The following is a 21155-nucleotide window of genomic DNA, read 5'->3' as shown; positions in this document are numbered from 1 at the left end:
TCGCAAGCGGAGCGAGGTGACGCCATGACCCGCTTTATCGAGCGCCATCCCGCTTGGGCACTGATCATCATCATCGCAGTTGCCGTGTTGCTGTGGCTGATTTTCGCGGTCTGGCCGTCCGGGCTTGAGGACACCATCGGCCGCAAGCGGGTGTTCCTCAACGCGCTGTTCAACGGCATTACGCTTGGTGGCCTCTATTTCCTCGTCGCCAGCGGCTTCACGCTGATCTTCGGCCTGATGCGCAACGTCAACCTTGCACACGGCTCGCTCTATCTGTTCGGCGGCTATGTCGGCTACGCCATCAGCGCCTCGACCGGGTCGTGGATCCTCTCCTTCATCGTCGCCTTCATCCTGACGGCGCTGGTCGGCGTCTTGCTTCAGATGCTCGTGTTCCGCCGGATGGAGGGCCAGGATCTCAGGCAAACCATGGTGACCATCGGCCTCTCGATCGTGTTCGCCGATTTGATGCTGTGGGCCTGCGGCGGCGACTTCTACCAGATCCAGACCCCGAATTGGCTGATCGGCCCGATCGAGCTGCCGCTGATCACCGCGGTGAAATCCTCCGGCGAGCCGGTTTACTTGCGCTATCCGCTGGTGCGACTCGTGATCTTCCTGGCTTCCGTGATCATCGGCATCGCGATGTGGCTCGCGCTCAACCGCACCCGGATCGGCATGATCATCCGCGCCGGCGTCGACGACCGCGACATTCTCGCCGCGACCGGCGTGCGCATCCAGATCGTGTTCGTGCTGGTGTTCGCACTCGGCGCCGGCCTTGCCGGTATCGCGGGCGTGGTCGGCGGCACCTTCCAGTCACTGTCGCCCGGCGAGGACATCCGCTTCCTGCTGGCGTCCCTCGTGGTCGTGATCGTCGGCGGCATGGGCTCGATCCCCGGTGCCGCCCTCGGCGCGCTCATCATCGGCCTCGCCGAGCAGCTCGGCTCGGTCTACATCCCGACCTACGCCATCGTCGTGACCTTCCTGATCATGGTGCTGGTGCTGGCGCTTCGGCCGCAGGGCCTGCTGGCGAGGCGCTGACATGTCCGTCACCCACGATACTCGCATTCGGATCCGCAGCTCCGCTTCATCGGCGCAGCGGCAGGCCGCCCGCGGCTGGCCCGACCTGAACAATCCCGCAGCCTGGATCGTCGCCGTGATCCTTCTGATCATGCCGCTGATCGCCAACGGCTTCTTCCTGATCGAGATTTTTGCGACCACGCTGATGCTCGGCACCATCGCGCTCAGCCTGATGTTCCTGGCCGGTTATGGCGGCATGGTCAGCCTGATGCAGCTCACCATCGCGGGCTTCTGTGCCTATATGGTCGCGGTGTTCGGCGTCAGCGGCAATGCCAATATCAGCCTGGGCTGGCCGTGGTGGCTCGCCGTACCGATGGCGCTGACGCTTGCGACCATCTTCGGCACGCTCGGCGGCGCGCTCGCGGTACGGACTGAAGGCATCTACACCATCATGATCACGCTCGCGATCGGGGCGGCGTTCTACTACTTCACCAACCAGAACTGGGCGATCTTCAACGGCCACACCGGCATCAACAACGTCGCGACGCCGCATTTCTGGGGCGTCGACTGGCGATCCGATATCCCCTTCTACTACGTCGTGCTCGCAGTCGCCGCGCTGTGCTATTTCGCCGTCGACTACATCTCCCGCGCGCCGTTCGGCCTAGCACTGCAGGGCGTGCGCGACAACCCGCGCCGCATGGCGGCGCTCGGCTTCAACGTCAATGCGCACCGCGTCGCCGCCTACGCGGTGGCATCCTTCATCGCCGGCCTCGCCGGTGTGCTCCAGGTCTGGAACTATCGCCAGATCTCGCCGGGTTCGGTCAGCGTCGGCGCCTGCATCGATATCCTCATCATCGCTGTCGTTGGCGGCATCACCCGGCCGATCGGTCCCTATATCGGCGCGCTCGTGTTCGTGCTCCTGCGCACCTTCGCGCTCGACTTCCTGGTCAAGATCGGGCTCGACGGCAACCGTTTCCGGCTGCTTATCGGCCTCGGCTTCCTCGCCATCGTGTTCTGGTCGTCGGATGGCATGATCGGCCTGTGGCAGCGCTGGCGGCAGAGCCATCGCCCGCAGTCGGATCGGCTGGGCGGAGGGCGCGGCCATGGATAGCGTCGCCCAGCGCCTCTCCGCCGTCGGTGCCGGTGCTGCGCTCGAGCTGCGCGGCGTCACCCGGCTGTTCGGCGCGCTGGCGGCGCTGACCGACGTCACCATCACCGTGCGCCCCGGCGAACGGCGCGCCGTGCTCGGCTCCAACGGCGCCGGCAAGACCACGCTGTTTAACTGCATCACCGGCGACTTCCCACCGACATCGGGCACGATCCGTTTCTTCGGCGAGGACGTCACCCACTTCCCGCCCTATGAGCGCATTCGCCGTGGCCTCAGGCGGACCTATCAGATCTCCGCGCTGTTCCCCGGCCTCACCGTGCAGGACAATGTGTATCTTGCCTGTCGCGGCGTCTCGCGCGGACGCTTCTCCTTCCTGCGGCCCACCCAGAACGATGCGCTGATCCATGCAGCCGATGGCCTGGTGCAGGCCGTGCATCTGACCGCCGTGAAAGACCAACGCGTCGCCGAGCTCGCGCACGGCCAGCAGCGCCAGCTCGAGATCGCGCTGGCGCTCGCAGGTGCGCCGCGCTTCGTGCTGTTCGACGAGCCCGCCGCCGGCCTGTCGCCGACCGAACGCGCCGAGCTGGTCGAGATCCTGACCTCGCTGCCGGCGCATATCGGCTACATCATCATCGAGCATGACATGGATGTCGCGCTGCGCGTCGTCGAGAGCGTGACGATGATGCACAACGGCCGCATCTTCAAGGAGGGGCTGCCGGAGGAGATCCAGTCCGACCCCGAGGTGCAGGAGCTTTATCTCGGAGGCGGCCATGAGTGAGGCCCGCCGCTCCGCCGCCGCACTCGAGGTCCGTGGCCTCGACGTCTATTACGGCCATTCGCACGCGCTGCAGGGTGTCGACCTCACCCTCGACGCCGGCGTGTTCTCGGTGGTCGGGCGCAACGGCATGGGCAAGACCACGCTGTGCAAGGCGATCATGGGTCTGGTGTCGGTCAGCGGCGGCTCGATCCGGGTGCGCGGTGAGGACATCACGCGCCGGCCGCCGGCGCAGATCGCGCGGCTGGGCGTCGGCTACGTGCCGCAAGGCCGCCGGCTCTGGCGCTCGCTGAGCGTCGACGAACATCTGCGGCTCGCCGGCGGCATGCGCTCCGGCGCCTGGACCGTCGAGCGCATCTACGACACCTTTCCGCGGCTCGCCGAGCGCAAGGACCATGGCGGCGGCCAGCTCTCGGGCGGCGAGCAGCAGATGCTCGCGATCTCGCGCGCGCTGCTGACCAATCCACAATTGCTGATCATGGACGAGCCGACCGAGGGGCTTGCGCCCGTCATCGTCGCCCAGGTCGAGGAGATGCTGCTGCAGCTCGGTGAGGACGGCGACATGTCAGTACTCGTGATCGAGCAGAACATCGGCGTCGCTACCGCGATCTCGCGCAATGTCGCGATCATGGTCAACGGCCGCATCAACCGCATCATCGATTCCGCGCGGCTGTCCGCTGACCGAGAGCTGCAGCAACGCCTGCTTGGCGTCGGACTGCATGCCGAACTAGAGCCCGATATCGATATGACGGCGGCGGGCGGCGAAACAAAGCCAGCTGCTCAGCCTCCACGCAGCAGCGGTCCGATCCGGGTCTACATCTCCAACCCCACCCCGCCGACGCGCTGGTCGCAGCCGGTCTCGATCGGCCGCATCGAAGCGGCGGCGCGCACGCTGTCAACGCAGGTCTCGCGCCTCGACGAGACCGCTCGGCGCAAGCGCGAGCCGACGACGACGGCGCAGGCCTCGGGCCCGCCGGCGGTGCTGGTCGTCGGCACGCTCGACACCAAGGGCACGGAGCTGCGCTTCATCCGCGACATCATCGGCGAGGCCGGGCTGCGCACGCGGCTGGTCGACGTCTCCACCAGCGGCAAGCATGCAACTTGCGACGTTTCCGCGCAGGAGATCGCGCTGAACCATGGCCGCGGCGGTTCCGCCGTGTTCGGCCCGGACCGCGGCGCCGCCGTGACGGCGATGGCGGAGGCGTTTGCCAACTGGATCAAACGCCAGGGCAACGTCGCCGGCGTGATTTCTGCCGGCGGCTCTGGCGCGGCATCGCTGGTCGCCCCCGCTATGCGCACCCTCCCCGTCGGGGTGCCCAAATTGATCATCTCTTCAGTCGCCTCGGGCGACGTCGCGCCCTATGTCGGTCCCGCCGACATCACCATGATGTATTCGGTCACCGACGTGCAGGGCCTCAACTCGATCTCGCGCGCCGTGCTGTCGAATGGCGCCAACGCCATCATCGGCATGGTCAAGGCGCGGCTCGACCAGCGCGAGGACAGGGAGCGCGCGGCAAGCGCGGGGCTGCCGTCGATCGGCATCACCATGTTCGGCGTCACCACGCCGGCCGTGCAGAAGATCGCAGCCGACTTACGCGACGATTTCGAATGCCTGGTGTTTCACGCCACCGGCGTCGGCGGCCGCTCCATGGAGAAGCTCGTCGAGTCCGGCCAGCTTGCCGGCGTGATCGATCTCACCACCACCGAGATATGCGACCTCCTGATGGGCGGCGTGTTTCCGGCGACGGAGGATCGCTTCAGCGCCGTGATCCGCACCCGCCTGCCCTTTGTCGGCTCGGTCGGCGCTCTCGACATGGTCAATTTCGGCGCGCCGGACACCGTCCCCGAGCGCTATCGCGGCCGTAAATTCCACGTCCATAATCCGCAGGTCACGCTGATGCGCACGACCGCGGAAGAGAACGAGCGCATGGGCCGCTGGATCGGCGAACGGTTGAACCAGATGGACGGGCCCGTGCGCTTCTTCCTCCCCGAGGGTGGCGTTTCCGCGCTCGATGCCCGCGGCCAGCCGTTCTGGGACCCCGAGGCCGACGCCGCGCTGTTCCGGACGCTGGAACGCACAGTGCGTTTGACCGGCAACCGGCAGCTCATTCGCGTCAAGCAGAACATCAACGATCCCGAGTTCGCCTCGATCATCGTGAGCGCCTTCCGAACCCTGTTCGGACGCGCCGGGGCACGCCGGAGAGTAGCGAGGTGACCGATGGCCCGGTTTGAACGCGCGGCACTCCTGAAACGGTTTCGCGAGATGGCGAAGCGCGGCGAGCCGATCGTCGGCGGCGGCGCCGGCACCGGCCTGTCCGCCAAATGCGAAGAGGCGGGCGGCGTCGACCTCATCGTGATTTACAATTCCGGCCGCTATCGCATGGCCGGCCGCGGCTCGCTTGCCGGGCTGATGCCCTATGGCGATGCCAACGCCATCGTGGTGGAAATGGCCGGAGAAGTGCTGCCCGTGGTGAGCAGGACGCCCGTGCTCGCCGGCGTGAACGGCACCGATCCGTTCCGCGACATGGATGTTTTCCTCGACCAGCTCAAGGCCCTCGGCTTTGCCGGCGTGCAGAACTTTCCGACCGTCGGCCTGATCGACGGCATCTTCCGGGCCAATCTCGAAGAGACCGGCATGTCTTACGCGCTCGAGATCGACATGATCGCGAAGGCGCGCGAGAAGGATTTGCTGACGACGCCTTATGTCTTCAGCGAGAAGGAAGCGGCGGCAATGGCGATCGCCGGTGCCGACATCATCGTCTGCCATCTCGGCCTCACCACCGGCGGCACGATCGGCGCACAGACCGCGCCCAAGCTGAAGGACTGTCCCGCGCGCATCGACACCTGGGCCGCGGCCGCGCTCAGCGTCAACCCTGACATCCTGGTGCTCGCCCACGGCGGCCCGATCGCGGATCCCCAGGATGCCGATTTCATCATGAAGAACACGCGTTACTGCCACGGCTTCTACGGCGCCTCCTCGATGGAGCGGCTGCCGGTGGAGCGGGCTTTGACAGAGCAGGTCCGCAAGTTCAAGGCGATCGGCGCGCCGTAACGCCTTTTAGGATTGAGGGAGAGAAACATGTCAGGGATCCTGGTCGGCGAGCTCATCCTCTGGCTGATCGTCGCCATCATCGTGATCGTGGTTGGCGTCTACATCGTCAACTGGCTCTACCACCGCTCCTCCAAGGAGGTGTCGTTCGTGCGGACCGGTTTCCTCGGCGAACGCGTGGTGATCAACGGCGGCGCGTTCGTGCTGCCGTTCATTCACGATTACACGCCTGTCAACATGAACGTGTTGCCGATGGGTATCGTGCGTTCGCGGCAGGACGCGGTGATCACCCGCGACCGGATGCGCGTCGACATCGAAGCCGACTTCTATGTCCGCGTGCAGCCGACCCGCGAGGCCGTATCGATCGCCGCTGCGACGCTGGGCCGCCGCACCATGGAGCCGGAACAGCTCCACGCGCTGCTCGCTGGCAAGTTCATCTCGGCGATCCGCTCGGTCGCCTCCGAAATGACCATGGAGGAGATGCACGAGCGCCGCGGCGACTATGTCGCGCGGGTCAAGACCAACGCCGCCGAAGCCCTCGCGCAGAACGGCCTCGAACTCGAGTCCGTCGCCATCACCGACCTCGACCAGACCGACCTCGAGTTCTTCAACCCCTCGAACCGGTTCGACGCCGAAGGCTTGACCCGGCTGATGGAGGACATCGAAGCGAGGCGCAAGCTGCGCAACGACATCGAGCAGGACTCGATGATCAAGATCCGCACACGCAATCTCGAGGCCGAGAGACAGGCGCTCGAAATCGAGCGCGAGAGCGAGACCGCGCGGCTGGAGCAGGAACGCGACATCGAGATGCGTCGCGCGCTCCAGCGCACCGAAGTGGCCCGCGAGCGCGCGCTGCGCGAGACCGAGGCCGAGCAGGCGCAGATCTCGGCGCGCGAGGCCATCGAGCGATCCCGGATCGCCAACGATCAGGCGATCGCGGAAGCCCGCATCGCCTCCGAGCGCGAAACCCGCCAGAAGGAGATCGAGCGCACCCGCACCATCGAGGAGAAGGAACTGCTGGCGCGCGAGGAGATCGAGAAGACCCGTATCGCCAACCAGCGCTCGATCGACACGACGCGAATCGCCAGCGAACGCGAGGTCCGCCAGCGCGAGATCGAGCGGATGCGCACCGTCGAGGAAGCCGAGATCGCCGCCCGCGAAGCGATCGAGAAGGCCCGGATCCAGCAAGACCGCGTCGTCACCGACGCCCGCATCGCCAATGAGGAGGAGACGCGGCGGCGCGAGATCGAGCGCACCCGCGCCGTCGACGAGGCCGAAATCGCCGCCCGAGAAGCCACGGAAAAGGCCCGTATCGCCCAGACGCTGATCGTCAATGTCGAACGCATCTCCTCCGACGAGCGCACCCGCGCGCTGGAGATCCAGCAGGTCCGCACCATCCAGGAGGCCGAGATCGAGGCGCAGCGTGCGGTCGAGGCCGCCCGGATCGCCCGCGAGCGGACGCTCGCCGCCGAACGCATCGCCGCCGAGCAGAACACCCGGCAGCTGGAGATCGAGCGCAACCAGAGCCTCGAAGTCGCCGGCATCGCGGCACGCGAGACCACCGAGGTATCGCGTATTGCCCAGGAAGAGCGCGTCCGCTCGCTGGAAATCGCGCGCAACCGCGCCGTCGAGGAAGCCGATATCGCCTCCCGCGAAGCGATCGAGGCAGCCCGTATCGCCCAGGAAAAGGCGGTTGCGGCCGAACGCATCCAGGCCGAGCGCGACACCCGTTCCCTGGAGATCGAGCGGACCGGCGTGCTGGAGGCTGCCGAGCTGAAGCGGCGCGATGCCACCGAGCGCCAGCGCATCACGGTCGATCTCGCACTGGAGGCCGAGCGGATCACCTCATCCAAGAAGCGCGAGGTGCTCAATATCGAGCAGAAGAAGGCGATCGAGATTGCGGACGAGGACCGCGTGATCGCCCTCTCCGCCAAGAAGTCCGAACGGATCGACGCCGATCGGCAGGTCCGGCAGGCCGAGATCGTTGCTCGCAAGGAGGTCGAGACCACTGACGTCTCGCGCGAGCAGGCGCTGGAAGCCGCCCGGCTCGAACGCCGCCGCGCGATCGAGCAGCTCGAGGTCGCCCGCGTGCAGTCGCTCCAGGAGGCCGAGATTGTCTCGCGCGAGGAAGTCGAGCGTGCCCGCATCGCCTCCGACCGCGGCCTCGATGAGGCCCGCATCGGCCGCGAGCGCGAGCTGCGCAAGCTTGAAGTGAACCGCGAGAAGGAGGTTGAAACGGTCCTGATGGAGAAGGCGATCGCCATCCATCAGAAGTCGCTCGAAGAGTCCGCCGCACGCGCGGCCGCCGAAGAGGCCCGTATACGCGCGACGGAAGCCGCCGAGCGCGTCGTCACCGCCCGCGAAAGCGAGATCGCAAAACGCCGCAAGACGGTCGAAGTGCTGCTCGCCGAAAAGCAGGCCGAGGAAACGCGGATCGCCGCCGAAGCGGAACGCGTCCGCGCCGCCGTCGAGGCGGAGGCGCAGCGGATGCTCAACGAGGCCGAGAACGTGCTCACCGACCAGGCGCGCTACTCGCTGTTCCGCCGCAAGCTGCTCGACCGGATCGAAGGCATCGTGCGCGAGAGCGTCAGGCCGATGGAGAAGATCGAGGGCATCCGCATCCTCCAGGTCGACGGCCTCAACGGCAACGGCCATGGCGGCAACGGCGGCCGCAGCGCCACCGACGAGGTGATCGACTCCGCGCTGCGCTACCGCGTGCAGGCGCCGTTGATCGACTCCCTCCTGTCCGACATCGGCGTCGAGGGCGGCAGCCTCTCCAAGATGCCGGGTCTGATCCGCGAGGCCCGCGACATGCAGGGCATCAAGGAGTCCGCGCGCAAGGGCGGTGCGGGCGGCGACAAACCTGCGGCCTCCCCGCCTGCGGCCGAGGGCGGCGGCGAACCGCCGGCCGACCGCGCTCCGCGGAAGAAGAGCTGAGGTCCGACCCATGCCCCGCGTCTACGTCTCCACCGTCGTCAATGCGCGCAACGACCGCGTCTGGGCGCGTGTACGCGACTTCAACGGCCTGCCGAACTGGCACCCGGCGATTGCCGAAAGCCGCATCGAGGGCGGCGAGCCCGCCGACAAGATCGGCTGCATCAGAGACTTTCGCCTGCGCAATGGCGACCGCATCCGCGAGAAGCTTTTGGGCCTCTCCGACTACGACATGTTCTGCACCTATTCGATCCTTGAATCCCCGATGGGTGTCGAAAACTACGTCGCGACCTTGCGCCTGACGCCGGTCACCGACGGCGACCAGACCTTTGTGGAATGGACCGCCGAGTTCGACTGCGCGCCGGAGCGCGAGACCGAGCTTGTCGGCAATATCGGCGGCGGCGTGTTCCAGGGCGGCTTTGATGCGCTCAAGCGCGTGTTCGGAGGCTGAGATCCGTGCCGCATATCGTCAAAAGCACGATCCTGGACGCGCCAACCGATGCGGCTTGGGCGATGCTGCGCGATTTCAACGGGCACGACCGCTGGCATCCGGCGGTGGCGACCTCCTCGATCGAGCGCGCCCATTCCTCGGACAAGATCGGTTGCATCAGGCGGTTCAAGCTGAAGGATGGGGCCGAGCTGCGTGAGCAATTGCTGGCACTGTCCGACCTCGAGCAGAGTTTCAGCTACTGCCTGCTCGATACTCCGATCCCGATGTTCAACTATGTCGCCCATGTCCGCCTGCTGCCGGTCACCGATGGCGATCGCACTTTCTGGCATTGGGAGTCGCGCTTCACGACCAGACCGGAAGACCGCGATCGCATCAGCCACATGGTCGCGGAAGACATTTATCAGGCCGGGTTCGAAGCAATCCGCCGGCATCTCAAGGAGGCCGCCTAGATGGCCGTAACAGTGAAGACTTTTGCCAGTGCCAGCGAGGCGGCCGGGGCGCTGTTGTCCGATCGCACCGCGCGTTATCTCGGCGGAGGCACGCTAGTGATGCGGGCCCTGAATGAAGGCGACGTCAAGATCTCGACCGTGGTGCGCGCCCAGGACCAGGCGCTGGCACGCATCGACGCATCAGGCCCACGCGTGACGATCGGGGCCGGCGTCACCTTCGCGCGAGTCTTGGCCGAGCGTGACCTTGGCTTCCTGCATGCCCCTGCCCGTTCGATCGGCGGTCCTGCCGTGCGCAATATGGGGACGGTCGGCGGCAATCTCTTTGCGCCGAATCCCTACGGCGATTTCACCGTTGCGCTGCTCGCGCTGGATGCGACCGTGGCCGTCGCAGGCGGCTTCGGCTCGCGCGACATCCCGATCGAGGAATTCTTGCAGGCGCGCGACCGGCAGGCTGGATCGCTGGTCTTGTCGATCTCCTGCACACGCCCTGCAAGCACCGAGGCGTTCCGCTACCGCAAGATCGCCCGCATCAAGCCGAAGGGCGGCTCGGTCATCACGCTCGCCGCGCATCTGCCGATCTCGGGCGGCCGCATCGCCGGCGCGCGGATCGCGCTGGGCTCGATGGCGCCGACGCAGATCCGCGCCCGCGCCGCCGAGCGGGCGCTGGAAGGACGTTCGCTGGATGCGGCGACCATCGCGGCCGCTGAGTCTGCCGCAACTGAAGGAACGTCACCCTCCGACAACGCGCTCGGCAGCGCCTGGTACCGCCGCGAGATCGTCGGCGTTCATCTGCGCCGCCTGCTGTCCGGACAGGAATAGACCGCATGTCCAAGATACCCGTGCAATTTCGTCACAATGGCCGCGACGTCGCGATCTTCGTCGACGGCGGCACCAATCTCTTGGTCGCGCTGCGCGAGCTGATCGGCGACATGACGCCGAAATTCGGCTGCGGTCAGGGCGGCTGTGGCACCTGCAGCGTGCTCGTCGACGGCGAACTCCACCTCTCCTGCCTGACGCTGGCGGAAACAGTCGCGGGCCGCTCCGTTGAGACGCTCGACGGCATGAAGCAGGGTCCGAACCTGCATCCGCTCCAGCGCGCCTTCGCCGACAATTTTGCCGCCCAGTGCGGCTATTGCACGCCGGGCATGCTGATGGCCGCAAAAGCCCTGCTCGACCGCAATCCCTCGCCCAGCCGCGACGAGGTCATCGAGGCCATCTCCGGCAATATCTGCCGCTGCACCGGCTATGAGCCGATCATCAATGCCATCCTCGCCGCCGCCGGCGGCCGGGTCAGCGCCTGAAGGACGTCGCCATGCTGGAATTGCGCAAGGACATTTTCGCCGACGAGCGCGACGATAACTTGAAGGAAATCGGCAAGGGCACCCAGCGCCAGGACATGCTTGGCCATGTCACGGGTACGTCGAGCTACTTTAATGACCACAAACTGCAGGGCATGCTGCATCTGAAGGTCGTGCGCTCGACGCAGGCACATGCACGCATCCGCCGCATCGACACGGCCGAGGCCGAGCGTTCGTCCGGCGTGCGCAGGATCATCCGCGGCGCCGACGTACCGGTCAATCTCAACACGCTTTTGAGCCTGATCAATTTCGGCAAGGACGACGAGCCGTCGCTGGCGGTCGACAAGGTCCGCTACAAGGGCGAGCCCATTGTCGCCATCGTCGCCGACGGCGAGCGCGAGGCGTTCGAGGCGATCGCGAAAGTCAGAATCGACTACGAACCGCTGCCGGCCGTGTTCGACGTCGAGGATGCGCTCAAGCCCGGCGCGCCCGTGGTCAACGAGACCTATCCGAAGAACACCTTCACCTATCACGAGACTTATGATCACCAGCGGCTGCGCTTTGGCGATGCCGATGCGGCGCTGGCGACCGCCGATCACGTGCTGGAGCAGCGCTACCAGATGTCGCCGATCGAGCACGCGCCGACCGAGACCAACGGCGCGATCGCGGCCCCCGACACCAATGGCCGTTATGTCGTCTACACCTCGACCCAGGCGCTGTTCTTCTCGGTCGACACCTGCGCCAAGATTTTGGACGTCCCGTCCAACACCTTCCACTTCATCGGCGGCACCGTAGGGGGCGGCTTTGGCGGCAAGGTCGACACGCTGACCGAGCCGCTCGCCATCCTCGGCGCGATGCTGACCGGAAAGCCTGTACGTTACGTGTTCGGGCGCGAAGAGGAGATGCAGTACGGCCCGCCGCGCGGCGCCGAGCGCATCTACATCAAGGACGGCGTCATGCGCGATGGCCGCATCGTCGCGCGCAAGATCCGCGCCTATTTCGACAGCGGCGCCTATACGCGGCTGTCCAGCTACGCCGCGGTGAAATGCGCCGCTCATCTGCCGGGCCCCTACACCATCCCGAACGTCTATGGCGACGTCTATTGCGTTTTCACCAACCGTACGCCGGCGACCGCCATGCGCGGCTTCGGCGTCACCGCGATGGATTTTGCCATCGAGTGCCAGATGGACAAGCTGGCGAACCTCATCAACATGGATCCGATGGAATTCCGGATCCTCAACGCCTATCGCGACGGAGACATGAAGGCGCACCGGCGCGAGGCCAAGAACACGGCACTGATCGAATGCGTGCAGGTCGCGGCCGAGAAGGCAAAATGGCCGCTGCGCGAGGAATTCAAGCGAGCGTCCTCGCGCAAGGACGGCGGCGGCAGCCGCGCGACCATCCCGTCCACGCCAACGGACGGACGCGCGCGCTCCGCTTCTCCGGCTCAACAGCGCACTAGCTATGACCGCCTGCCGCCGACCGTCACCCGCGAACCGCCGCGCGAACCACCACCACCTGCCCCGCCGCCGCCCTCGCCGCGGCCCGCCGCGCCATCGCATGGCGCGACCCGTTTCTCCTCCGTCTTCGGCACCAGGAGGCGCTAGATGACCCGGCATCGCGGACGCGGCATCGCGTCGATCAATTATCCCATCGGCATGAATCTCGGCGGCGATCCCAGCCAGGCGCTGGTGCATTCCAACCCGAGCGGCAAGTTCACGGTGGCGCTGTCGTCGATCGACCTGGGACAGGGCATGAAGTCGGTGACGCGGCAGATCTGCGCGGAGACGCTGGGCGTGCCGGTCGAGGACGTCTATGTCGACACGGCCGATTCCGACACCGGCCCGCATTGCATGGGTTCGTTCGCATCACGAGGCACCCATCGCGTCGGCAATGCTGTGATGGCCGCGGCCCGCGAGGCGCGCGGCGTGATGATGGAAGCGGCCGCCGAGGAGCTGGAAGTCAACGCCGCCGATCTCGAGACCGACGGGCGTGGCAACATTCACGTCAGGGGCGCGCCGCACCGCTCGATCTCGACCAAGGACGTCGCGATTGCCGCGCAGTTCAAGCAGGGCAAGACCATCTCCGGCCGCGGCATCTTCCTGGTGCCCCTCTCCGAGGTGAACCCGGAGACCGGCGAGATGTCGCCGGCGACCTGCTATGCCCATGCCTGCCTCGTCGCCGAGGTCGATGTCGACGACGAGACCGGCGAGGTCGCGATGGTGCGAATGGATTCGGCCTACGAGCTCGGACGCGCGCTCAATCCGCGCCTGGTCGAGCAGCAACTCGTTGGGGGCGCCTGGATGGGCGTGAGCCACGCGCTGTATGAGACGCCGGAGCCGTATTATCCCGAACCCGTGCATGGCCCGCGCGACTTCGTCGAATATCTGATGCCCGGCCCCGGTGACATCTGCCCGCACGATATCGCCGTGCTGGAACGCCCTGCCCCTGATGGTCCGTTCGGCGCCAAGGGCCCCGGCGAGATGTGCGCCAACCCGGTGCTGCCGGCCGTAGCCAACGCGATCTTCAACGCGGTCGGCGTACGCATCGACGATCTCCCGATTACGCCTGAAAAGGTGCTGCGCGCGATCAAGGCCCAGGGCGGCGCGCGGCCGCAGGCGCGGCGCTAGAGGTTTTGGTTCATGGCGGTCCGCAGCAACATCGTCGGCATCGACAGCCCGGAGGCGCTGGAGAGGGCGCTGCGCGCGGCCTATTACCTCGCCGACGAAGGCCTTGCGACCGCCGCCTATCTCAGCCTTGCGCTCGGCAAGCCGCTGCTGCTGGAAGGCGCGCCGGGTGTCGGCAAGACGGAAGCGGCAAAAGCCATCGCCGCCGTGCTCGGCCGCCGGCTGATCCGCCTGCAATGCTACGAGGGCATCGACGCCTCTGCGGCGCTCTACGAATGGAACTATCCGCGCCAGATGCTCGCGATCCGCCAGGCCGGCGACGAGAGCATCGACATCTATGGCGAGACGTTCCTGATCGAGCGGCCGATGCTGGCGGCGTTGCGCGCGCCTGATTCTACCGTGCTGCTGATCGACGAAATCGACCGCGCCGATCAGGAGTTCGAGGCCTTCCTGCTCGAATTTTTATCCGACTTCCAGATTTCGATTCCCGAACGCGGCACGGTACGTGCCGCCGAGCGCCCCGTCGTCGTGCTGACGTCGAACCGGACGCGCGACCTGCACGAAGCCCTTCGCCGCCGCTGCGTCTATCACTGGATCGACTATCCGACCGAGGAGCGCGAGGCGCGCATCGTGATGCTACGAGCCTCCAGTGTCGCCGAAGCCACTGCGCGGGCCGTCGTCGCGGCGGTCGGCAAACTCCGGCGCGAACCGCTGAGCAAGGCGCCCGGCATCGCGGAAGCTGTCGACTGGGCCGAGGCCGCGACGCTCCTGAACAAGGGCGGCGCGCGATGGCCGGACGCGTTCAAGCGCTCGATCGGCGTGGCGCTCAAGGACGAGGAGGATCTGCATTTCATCTCGTCCCGGCTCGACGCGATGCTCGCGGAGGCCACCGCATGAGCACCGAGCTTCAGCTTCCGCGCGGCGCCCGCATCTTTGTCTCCTTCGTCGCACTGCTGCGCGCCAACGCCTTTGCCGTCGCGCCGGAGCAGACCACCGCGTTTCTCACAGCGATCGAACTGCTCGGCCCGCGCGACCTCGGGGACATCAGGCAGGCCGCTCTGGCCACCCTCGCCCCGCCACCCGAGCGCCGCGTGACCTTTGACCGGCTATTCGATCTTCACTTCCGCGGCAGTGAGGCAGTCGAGCACACCGATGACGGCGAGGATGACGAGGCCGTCCGCCTCCAGGAAGAAGGTCGCGGCGACGAGGAGCCGCTGCCCTCCGACGACGCCAACGAGTCCGGCCTGACCGCGACCCGTACCGAGGCGCTGGTCGAGCGCCGCTTCGCGCAGCTTTCCACGAGCGAGGCCTTGCGCCGGCTGTCTCGCGAAGCGCCGCGGCGCCTGCCGCGACGGCGCGGTCACCGCCGCATGCGCGCCCGGCGCGGACCATTTGCCGATCTCCGCCGCACTTTGCGCGACTCCGTCCGCAGCGACGGGGAGATTTTGCGACTCGGGCATATGAAGCGGCGCCAGCGCCCGCGAAAGTTCCTGCTGCTGATCGACGTCTCCGGCTCGATGAAAAGCCGCACCGAGGAGAACATGAAGCTGGCGCATGCGCTGGTGCAGGCCGCGCCCAATGTCGAGGTCTTCACCTTCGGCACCCGGCTGACCCGCGTCACCCGCGCGCTGCGGGTGAAGCGCCGCGAGCAGGCACTGAGCGCGGCCGCGCATCTCGTCAGCGACTGGGACGGGGGCACCCGTATCGGCGATGCGCTCCAAGCCTTCCTCGCGGTGCCTCGCTTCGGCGGCTATGCGCGCGGGGCAGCCGTGGTCATCGTCTCGGACGGGCTGGAGCGCGGCGAGCCCGATGCCCTGCGTGATGCTGTGGCAAAGCTATCGCGGCGGGCCTGGCGCGTGAGCTGGCTGACGCCGCTTGCAAGCGGGCCAAGATTCCGTCCGCAGACGGAGGCGCTCGTTGCGATCGAGCGCTTCGTTGACGACCTCGTCGATGGCGGATCGAGCGCGTCGATCGTCGCCCTTGTCCTGGCCTTGGGACGAAGGAGAGTTGCGTGACCGAGATTGTCGACGGGCATCATCATATCTGGCGGCAGGCCGACCTGCCTTGGCTGGTCGGCGCGATGCAACCTCGCATCTTCGGACCCTACGAGGCTATCAGGCGCGATTATCCGATCGAGGAGTATTTCGACGACCTCAAGGGCACCGGCGTCACCCGCTCAGTCTACGTCCAGACCAACTGGGCCAATGACCGTTTCGAGAACGAAGCGGCCTGGGTACAGCGGACCGCCGACGAGCATGGCTGGCCGCACGCGATCGTCGCCTATGCCAATTTCGCTGTCGACGATGTGCGTCCGCAGCTTGAGCGCTTGAAGCGCTATCCGCTGGTCCGCGGCGTGCGCATGCAGCTGCATTGGCATGAAAACCCGCTCTATCGTTTCGCGGCCAGGCCCGATCTCTGCATCGATCCCATGGTCCGCCGCAACGTCGCGCGGCTCGCCGACTACGGCTGGAGCTTCGATCTGCAGGTTTTCACGCCGCAGATGCCCGATGCCGCGCATCTCGCCGAATCCTGCCCCAAGGTGACCTTTATCCTCCAGCATGCTGGCATGCTCGAAGACCTTTCGTCAGCGGGCAGTGCGGCCTGGCGCGCCGGCATGGCCCGGCTCGCGACCTGCCCGAACGTGGTCTCGAAGCTCTCGGGGCTCGGCACCTTCATCCACCGCAACGATCCCGCGCATATCGCTGCGGTGGTCATGGACACCGTCGCCATCTTCGGCGCCGAGCGCTGCCTGTTCGGCTCGAATTTCCCGATCGAGAAATTGTGGACCAGCTATCGCGAGCTTGTTGACGCATTCCGCTCAGCGGCCGCGCCGCTGAGCGTCGAGCAACGGGATGCGATCTTCCGAGGTACCGCAACTCGCGTCTATCGGCTTTGAAAGACAAGAAAGAACACAGGGAGGGAAACGAATGGCGCTGGAGATCAAGATCCTGGACTACGGCGATATCGAGCTGGAATCGAGCTTCCTGGTGCTCGGTCGCGACTGCGGCCGCACCCGCCGCGTCCTCACGCTGGGCTTTCTGATTCTCGGCGGCAAATATCCTGTCGTGGTCGACACCGGCTATCGCTCCAATCAGATCATGGAGACGCTGGGCATGCGGGGGCTGCAGTACCACGAACACATGATCGAGAACCAGCTCGCCCGCCACGGCGTGCGCATGGGCGACGTGCGCTTCGTCTGCCACACCCATCTGCACATCGATCATGCGGGCAAGGACGATCTGTTCCCGATGAATACGACTGTCGTTCTCAACCGCAAGGAGCTGGAATATTCCGTCTCCGGCCTGATGCACCCGCAATATCCGGCGCCCGACATCAAACATTTGATCGACCGTCTGCACACCAAGAGCGCGCTGCGCTTCCTCGACCTGGAGATCACCGGCCCGATCGAGCTGATGCCGGGTGTCTATTGTGACGCCGCCAATGCCCACACCGAGGGCTCGATGAACATCATCGTCGAGACCGCGGACGGCATCGCCACCATCTGCGGCGACGTGATTTACGATTTCAACGACCAGATCGTCACGCCCTTCCACGAGATCCATGACTGGGAGCCGCGCACCACGGGTAACCACGGCACCAGCAAGCGTGCCGAGAAGGCTGCGATCAAGAAGCTGCTCAGCAACTCGCGCTATCTGTTGCCGGTGCACGACCGCCCCGCCAAGATCGAAGGCGGCAATGTCGTGGGCCGGCTGCACGACCAGGTCCCCGGACCGATCGTGCAGTCCCTGCCCGCTCGCAACTGGTTCCCGGCCTAGCATGATGTGAGGATCGTCCGATGACACACGTCACCTTACGTTCTGAATTCGAGACCCTGATCGACCCCTACGCACCCGTTGCCCAGGTCGGCACAGGCTTTGAGTTCACGGAAGGACCGATCTGGCATCCCGTCGATCACTACCTTCTGTTCTCGGACATGCCGGGCGATGTACGCCGCCGCTGGGATGCGCGGCGCGGCGTTGCCGAGGTCAAGCGTCCGTCGAACAAATGCAACGGCATGACCTACGATGCCGAGCTCAATTTGATCGTCTGCGAGCACGCGACGTCGTCGCTGATCCGCGAACGGCCGGATGGGCGGCGCGAGGTGCTCGCCTCGCACTTTGGCGGACAGGAGCTCAACAGTCCAAACGACGTCTGCGTGCACTCCTCAGGTGCGATCTATTTCTCCGACCCTTGGTATGGCCGGATGCCGGTCTATGGCGTCGAGCGGCCGCGCCAGCTCGGCTTCCAAGGCGTCTATCGCGTCGTGCCCGGCGGCGAACCGAAGCTGGTGGTCGACAGAACCTTGTTCGAACAGCCGAACGGGCTGTGCTTCTCGCCCGACGAAAGACTGCTCTATGTCAATGACACCGCGCAGGCGCTGATCCGCGTGTTCGACGTCAACGCCGACGGGATGCTGGCAAACGCACGCGTATTCGCGAGCGGCATCCGCTCCGAGCTCGAGGCGGGCGTCCCCGACGGCATGAAATGCGATCAGCACGGCAATGTCTGGGTCACAGCGCCCGGCGGCGTCTGGGTCTATTCGCCGCGCGGCGAGCAGCTCGGAAAAGTTCGCGTGCCGGAGTTGGTCGCCAACCTTGCCTGGGGTGGAGCTGATTTCCGCACGCTCTATTTGACCTCCACGCATTCAGTCTATGCCATCACAACCAGGACCGGACCGCGACACGAGCCCTATATGAGCGGCAGGCGCAGCAGCGGGGGAGCCACGAGCACAGCCTCTGCCGCCACTCCACCGATCCTAGCTGATGGCGAGTTGCGCCTCGATCCGAAGCGCTGCGCCATGATCATCCAGGATCTCCAGAACGACGTCATCATGGATGGCGGCGCCTTCGCTGACTCCGGTGCGCCAGGCCACGCCAAGCAGCAGCATGTGGTCGAGAACGTCCGGCGCCTGGCGGAGACCGCGCGGTCGCGCGGCGTTGCCATCATCCACGTCTGGTTCGTGGTCGAGCCCGGTGCGCCTGGTGTGACGCTGAACGCGCCGCTGTTCGAAGGGCTGGTCGACAGCAAGGCGATGGTGCGCGGCAGCTGGGGCGCTGCGCCGGTGTCAGGCCTCGAGCCGCGGCCCGGCGACTACGTGGTCGAGAAGATGCGGATGAGTGCTTGGGAAGGCACCAAGCTGGAGACGATCCTAAAAGCCACTGGCCGCGACATGATCATCAACACCGGTGCCTGGACCAACATGTCGATCGAACACACCGCCCGCACCGGCGCCGACAAGGGCTATTTCATGATCGTGCCGGAGGATTGCTGCTCGACCATGAATGCGGACTGGCACTCGGCCTCGATCAACTTTGCCATGCAGAACGTCGCCGTGGTCACGCGCGCGGATGCCGTCATCAGAGCGCTGGGATGAGCGGTGGCAAAGCTCTTGCACCTCTCCTGCTCGCCGCGCGTCGATTCCGAGTCGAGCGCCGGTGCGCGCATCTTTCTTAACGGCTTTCGCAAGGCCCGCCCCGATTGGGACATCGACGTCGTCGATCTTTGGCAGGAACGGATGCCGGAATTCGCCGGTCCCATCGTCGAGGCCAAATATGCGCGCATGAGGGCGGAGACCTTCAACGACGCCCAACGCAACAATTTCGCTGAGGCCGAACGAATTGCGACGCGCTTCTCGCTGGCCGACCGCGTGCTGATCTCGACGCCCATGTGGAATTTCGCCATCCCCTACAAGCTGAAGCAATGGTTCGACATCATCATCCAGCCCGGCCTGACGTTCCGCTTCGACCCGGCGCAGGGCTACATTCCGCTGCTCAAGGACCGCCCGACCATCGTGATCCTCGCCTCCGGCAGCGACTTTGCCACCGGCATGAACCGCGGTCGCATTGACATGGCGACGCCCTATCTGCGCGAGGCACTCCGCTTCATCGGCGTCACCGACGTGCGCTTCGTACCGATCGGACCAACCACGGGGCCGGCCGAGTCGCTGCGCGCCGCTCGCGAGGTGGCGTATCGCCGACTAGAGGAGATCGCCAGACGATTCTGATGATTGGTCCGTCGCGCTGTACGCCATCGCGAGTAGAGCGAATAGCTACGGCCAATTCCCGCTAGGTCCAACATACTGGCCGCGTATCAGGCCAGACGCGCTGAACGCGGAGTAAGCGTTGATCCCGGCATGGCAATCGGCCCTTTAAACGAGCGCAAGGTGGGATTAGCTTAACCTAACGTCCATCAAACCGGCAGCAGCTCAATGTCATATCCTGAGCATCGAGCAGACGCCGAGAACGGCTGATGGTCCGCCTTGGCGACCTCAGGCCCGCCGCTTGGCTCTGGAATTGAGGCTGCAATGCTCTGATGGGTTTCCCGCTTGAATATCCTGAATCAACTCATTCGTGCTAGAGTGCCTCGCTTCGCGGAAGAACTTCTTTCTCAGGTGAGGTAATTGTTGAAGGCAAGGCCTCGTTCGGAGTACGAGGAGTGAATGGACCTACGGCAGCTCGAATACTTCCTGCGTGTGGCAGAGCGTAAGAGCATCTCTCTTGCTGCGGCCGATCTGAGCATCGCGCAGCCGACACTGACCAAAAGCATCAAGCTGCTGGAAGAGCAGCTTGGCGTGAAGCTGTTCGAGCGCTTACCACGCGGCGTTGCACTGACATCGTTCGGGACTACGTTGCTACGCCACGCTGAGGCCGTACATGTCCAGATCAAGGATGCTGGTCACGAGATTGCCGCTCAGCGTTCCGGTGCGGTCGGGACCGTGGTGATCGGTGCCGGCCCGACATGGTTGCGTCGGTATCTTCCGGCAGCGCTTGCGCGCACGGTCTCGGCATATCCGTCAATTCGGGTCCGTGTTGAGGCCGGCTTCGACGAGTCGCTGCTTCGCGCGCTGAGGCAAGGTGAGCTCGACTTCGTGGTCGCAGAAATCCCATCGATCGAGGACCAGCGGGAGTTCGAGACTCTGACACTGACATCCGATCGGCTCGGTGTCTGTTGCCGCCGCGGTCATCCGCTGACCCGACGCCGGCGAGTCAGAATGAGCGATCTTTTGCAGTATCCCTGGATCAAGCCACCACATGCGACTCGGGCTCATCGACGGCTCGACTCGCTATTTGTCGCCAATGATCTCCCGCCGCCCTCGAGTGTACTCGAAAGCGGATCGGTGGCGCTTCAGCTCAACGTACTTCGACAGTCCGACGCGCTCGCAACCACCGTGTCGAAAACGCTGCAAACACCTGAAGGCGATGGCCTCGTGATGCTCAATGTTCCCGAACTTGCACTGACGCGGGATGCCGGCATCATCACGCGCAAGGACGGCTTCGTCTCGCCGGCGGCCGCGGGGATCATCGAGGCGCTCAAGGCAGTCTGCGCTGCGGAGATAGCGAGCCGCAAAGGGAAGCCATAGCTTTTATCTATGTTAGTGGCACAATTATCTCTTTGTAAGAATACCTGAATCCTGTTTTGCTTGGCCCCGATAGAGAGCCGGAATCGGCCG

Annotated in this window: 19 protein-coding genes; all 19 read left to right on the top strand. The window is 65.5% G+C overall.

All coding sequences use genetic code 11. From position 1 onward, the window contains the following. Nucleotides 1-24 precede the first annotated feature (24 nt). The 19 genes from XH90_RS09800 (at nt 25) to XH90_RS09710 (ending at nt 21065) form a co-directional block, all read left to right on the top strand. Nucleotides 25-1035, top strand: coding sequence for a branched-chain amino acid ABC transporter permease (locus tag XH90_RS09800; protein WP_194480844.1), 1011 nt, complete (start codon nt 25-27; stop codon nt 1033-1035). Nucleotide 1036: 1 nt separating this feature from the next. Next, the gene (locus tag XH90_RS09795) at nt 1037-2125 is read left to right on the top strand and encodes a branched-chain amino acid ABC transporter permease (protein ID WP_194480843.1); all 1089 of its coding nucleotides are present in this window, start codon (nt 1037-1039) and stop codon (nt 2123-2125) included. Beyond that, nucleotides 2118-2900, top strand: coding sequence for an ABC transporter ATP-binding protein (locus XH90_RS09790; RefSeq protein WP_194480841.1), 783 nt, complete (start codon nt 2118-2120; stop codon nt 2898-2900). Before XH90_RS09795 ends, XH90_RS09790 begins: the two co-directional genes overlap by 8 nt. After that, nucleotides 2893-5112 carry an ABC transporter permease gene (locus XH90_RS09785; protein WP_194480839.1) on the top strand — a complete coding sequence of 740 codons (2220 nt, stop codon included), beginning with the start codon at nt 2893-2895 and terminating at the stop codon, nt 5110-5112. The genes XH90_RS09790 and XH90_RS09785 overlap by 8 nt, the downstream gene beginning before the upstream one ends. A gap of 3 nt (nt 5113-5115) precedes the next feature. After that, entirely contained in the window at nt 5116-5949 is an 834-nt protein-coding gene (locus tag XH90_RS09780; protein ID WP_194480837.1) for a phosphoenolpyruvate hydrolase family protein, read from the top strand. 27 nt (nt 5950-5976) lie between these two features. Continuing rightward, nucleotides 5977-8883 carry a flotillin family protein gene (locus XH90_RS09775; protein WP_194480836.1) on the top strand — a complete coding sequence of 969 codons (2907 nt, stop codon included), beginning with the start codon at nt 5977-5979 and terminating at the stop codon, nt 8881-8883. A gap of 10 nt (nt 8884-8893) precedes the next feature. Then, complete coding sequence (locus XH90_RS09770) at nt 8894-9331, top strand: SRPBCC family protein (RefSeq protein WP_194480834.1); 438 nt, start codon at nt 8894-8896, stop codon at nt 9329-9331. A gap of 5 nt (nt 9332-9336) precedes the next feature. Further along, nucleotides 9337-9780 carry an SRPBCC family protein gene (locus tag XH90_RS09765; protein ID WP_194480832.1) on the top strand — a complete coding sequence of 148 codons (444 nt, stop codon included), beginning with the start codon at nt 9337-9339 and terminating at the stop codon, nt 9778-9780. Next, nucleotides 9781-10599 (top strand): xanthine dehydrogenase family protein subunit M, encoded by an 819-nt coding sequence (locus XH90_RS09760; RefSeq protein WP_194480831.1) that lies wholly within the window; start codon nt 9781-9783, stop codon nt 10597-10599. It begins immediately after the preceding gene. Nucleotides 10600-10604: 5 nt separating this feature from the next. Further along, on the top strand, nt 10605-11081 hold the full coding sequence (locus XH90_RS09755; RefSeq protein ID WP_194480829.1) for a (2Fe-2S)-binding protein: 477 nt from the start codon (nt 10605-10607) through the stop codon (nt 11079-11081). An 11-nt stretch (nt 11082-11092) separates the two neighbouring features. Further along, nucleotides 11093-12685 (top strand): xanthine dehydrogenase family protein molybdopterin-binding subunit, encoded by a 1593-nt coding sequence (locus XH90_RS09750; protein ID WP_194480827.1) that lies wholly within the window; start codon nt 11093-11095, stop codon nt 12683-12685. Further along, nucleotides 12686-13708, top strand: coding sequence for a xanthine dehydrogenase family protein molybdopterin-binding subunit (locus XH90_RS09745; RefSeq protein ID WP_194480825.1), 1023 nt, complete (start codon nt 12686-12688; stop codon nt 13706-13708). It abuts the gene before it with no gap. A 12-nt stretch (nt 13709-13720) separates the two neighbouring features. After that, on the top strand, nt 13721-14602 hold the full coding sequence (locus XH90_RS09740) for a MoxR family ATPase (protein WP_194480823.1): 882 nt from the start codon (nt 13721-13723) through the stop codon (nt 14600-14602). Next, a complete protein-coding gene (locus XH90_RS09735; protein WP_194480821.1) occupies nt 14599-15720 on the top strand; it encodes a VWA domain-containing protein in 1122 nt (373 codons plus the stop codon). The genes XH90_RS09740 and XH90_RS09735 overlap by 4 nt, the downstream gene beginning before the upstream one ends. Further along, nucleotides 15717-16601 carry an amidohydrolase gene (locus XH90_RS09730; RefSeq protein ID WP_194480820.1) on the top strand — a complete coding sequence of 295 codons (885 nt, stop codon included), beginning with the start codon at nt 15717-15719 and terminating at the stop codon, nt 16599-16601. Before XH90_RS09735 ends, XH90_RS09730 begins: the two co-directional genes overlap by 4 nt. 31 nt (nt 16602-16632) lie before the next feature. Next, the gene (locus tag XH90_RS09725; RefSeq protein ID WP_057758792.1) at nt 16633-17481 is read left to right on the top strand and encodes an MBL fold metallo-hydrolase; all 849 of its coding nucleotides are present in this window, start codon (nt 16633-16635) and stop codon (nt 17479-17481) included. A gap of 20 nt (nt 17482-17501) precedes the next feature. After that, nucleotides 17502-19079 (top strand): isochorismatase family protein, encoded by a 1578-nt coding sequence (locus XH90_RS09720; RefSeq protein WP_194480818.1) that lies wholly within the window; start codon nt 17502-17504, stop codon nt 19077-19079. Nucleotides 19080-19082: 3 nt separating this feature from the next. Next, nucleotides 19083-19709, top strand: coding sequence for an FMN-dependent NADH-azoreductase (locus tag XH90_RS09715; protein ID WP_194480816.1), 627 nt, complete (start codon nt 19083-19085; stop codon nt 19707-19709). Between the two features lie 435 nt (nt 19710-20144). Further along, nucleotides 20145-21065: a LysR family transcriptional regulator gene (locus tag XH90_RS09710; protein ID WP_194480814.1), complete on the top strand. Its 921-nt coding sequence runs from the start codon at nt 20145-20147 to the stop codon at nt 21063-21065. The last annotated feature ends 90 nt before the right edge of the window (nt 21066-21155 follow it).

Source organism: Bradyrhizobium sp. CCBAU 53338 (assembly GCF_015291665.1).
Taxonomy (GTDB): Bacteria; Pseudomonadota; Alphaproteobacteria; order Rhizobiales; family Xanthobacteraceae; genus Bradyrhizobium.
This window is presented reverse-complemented; position numbering and strand designations above follow the sequence as displayed.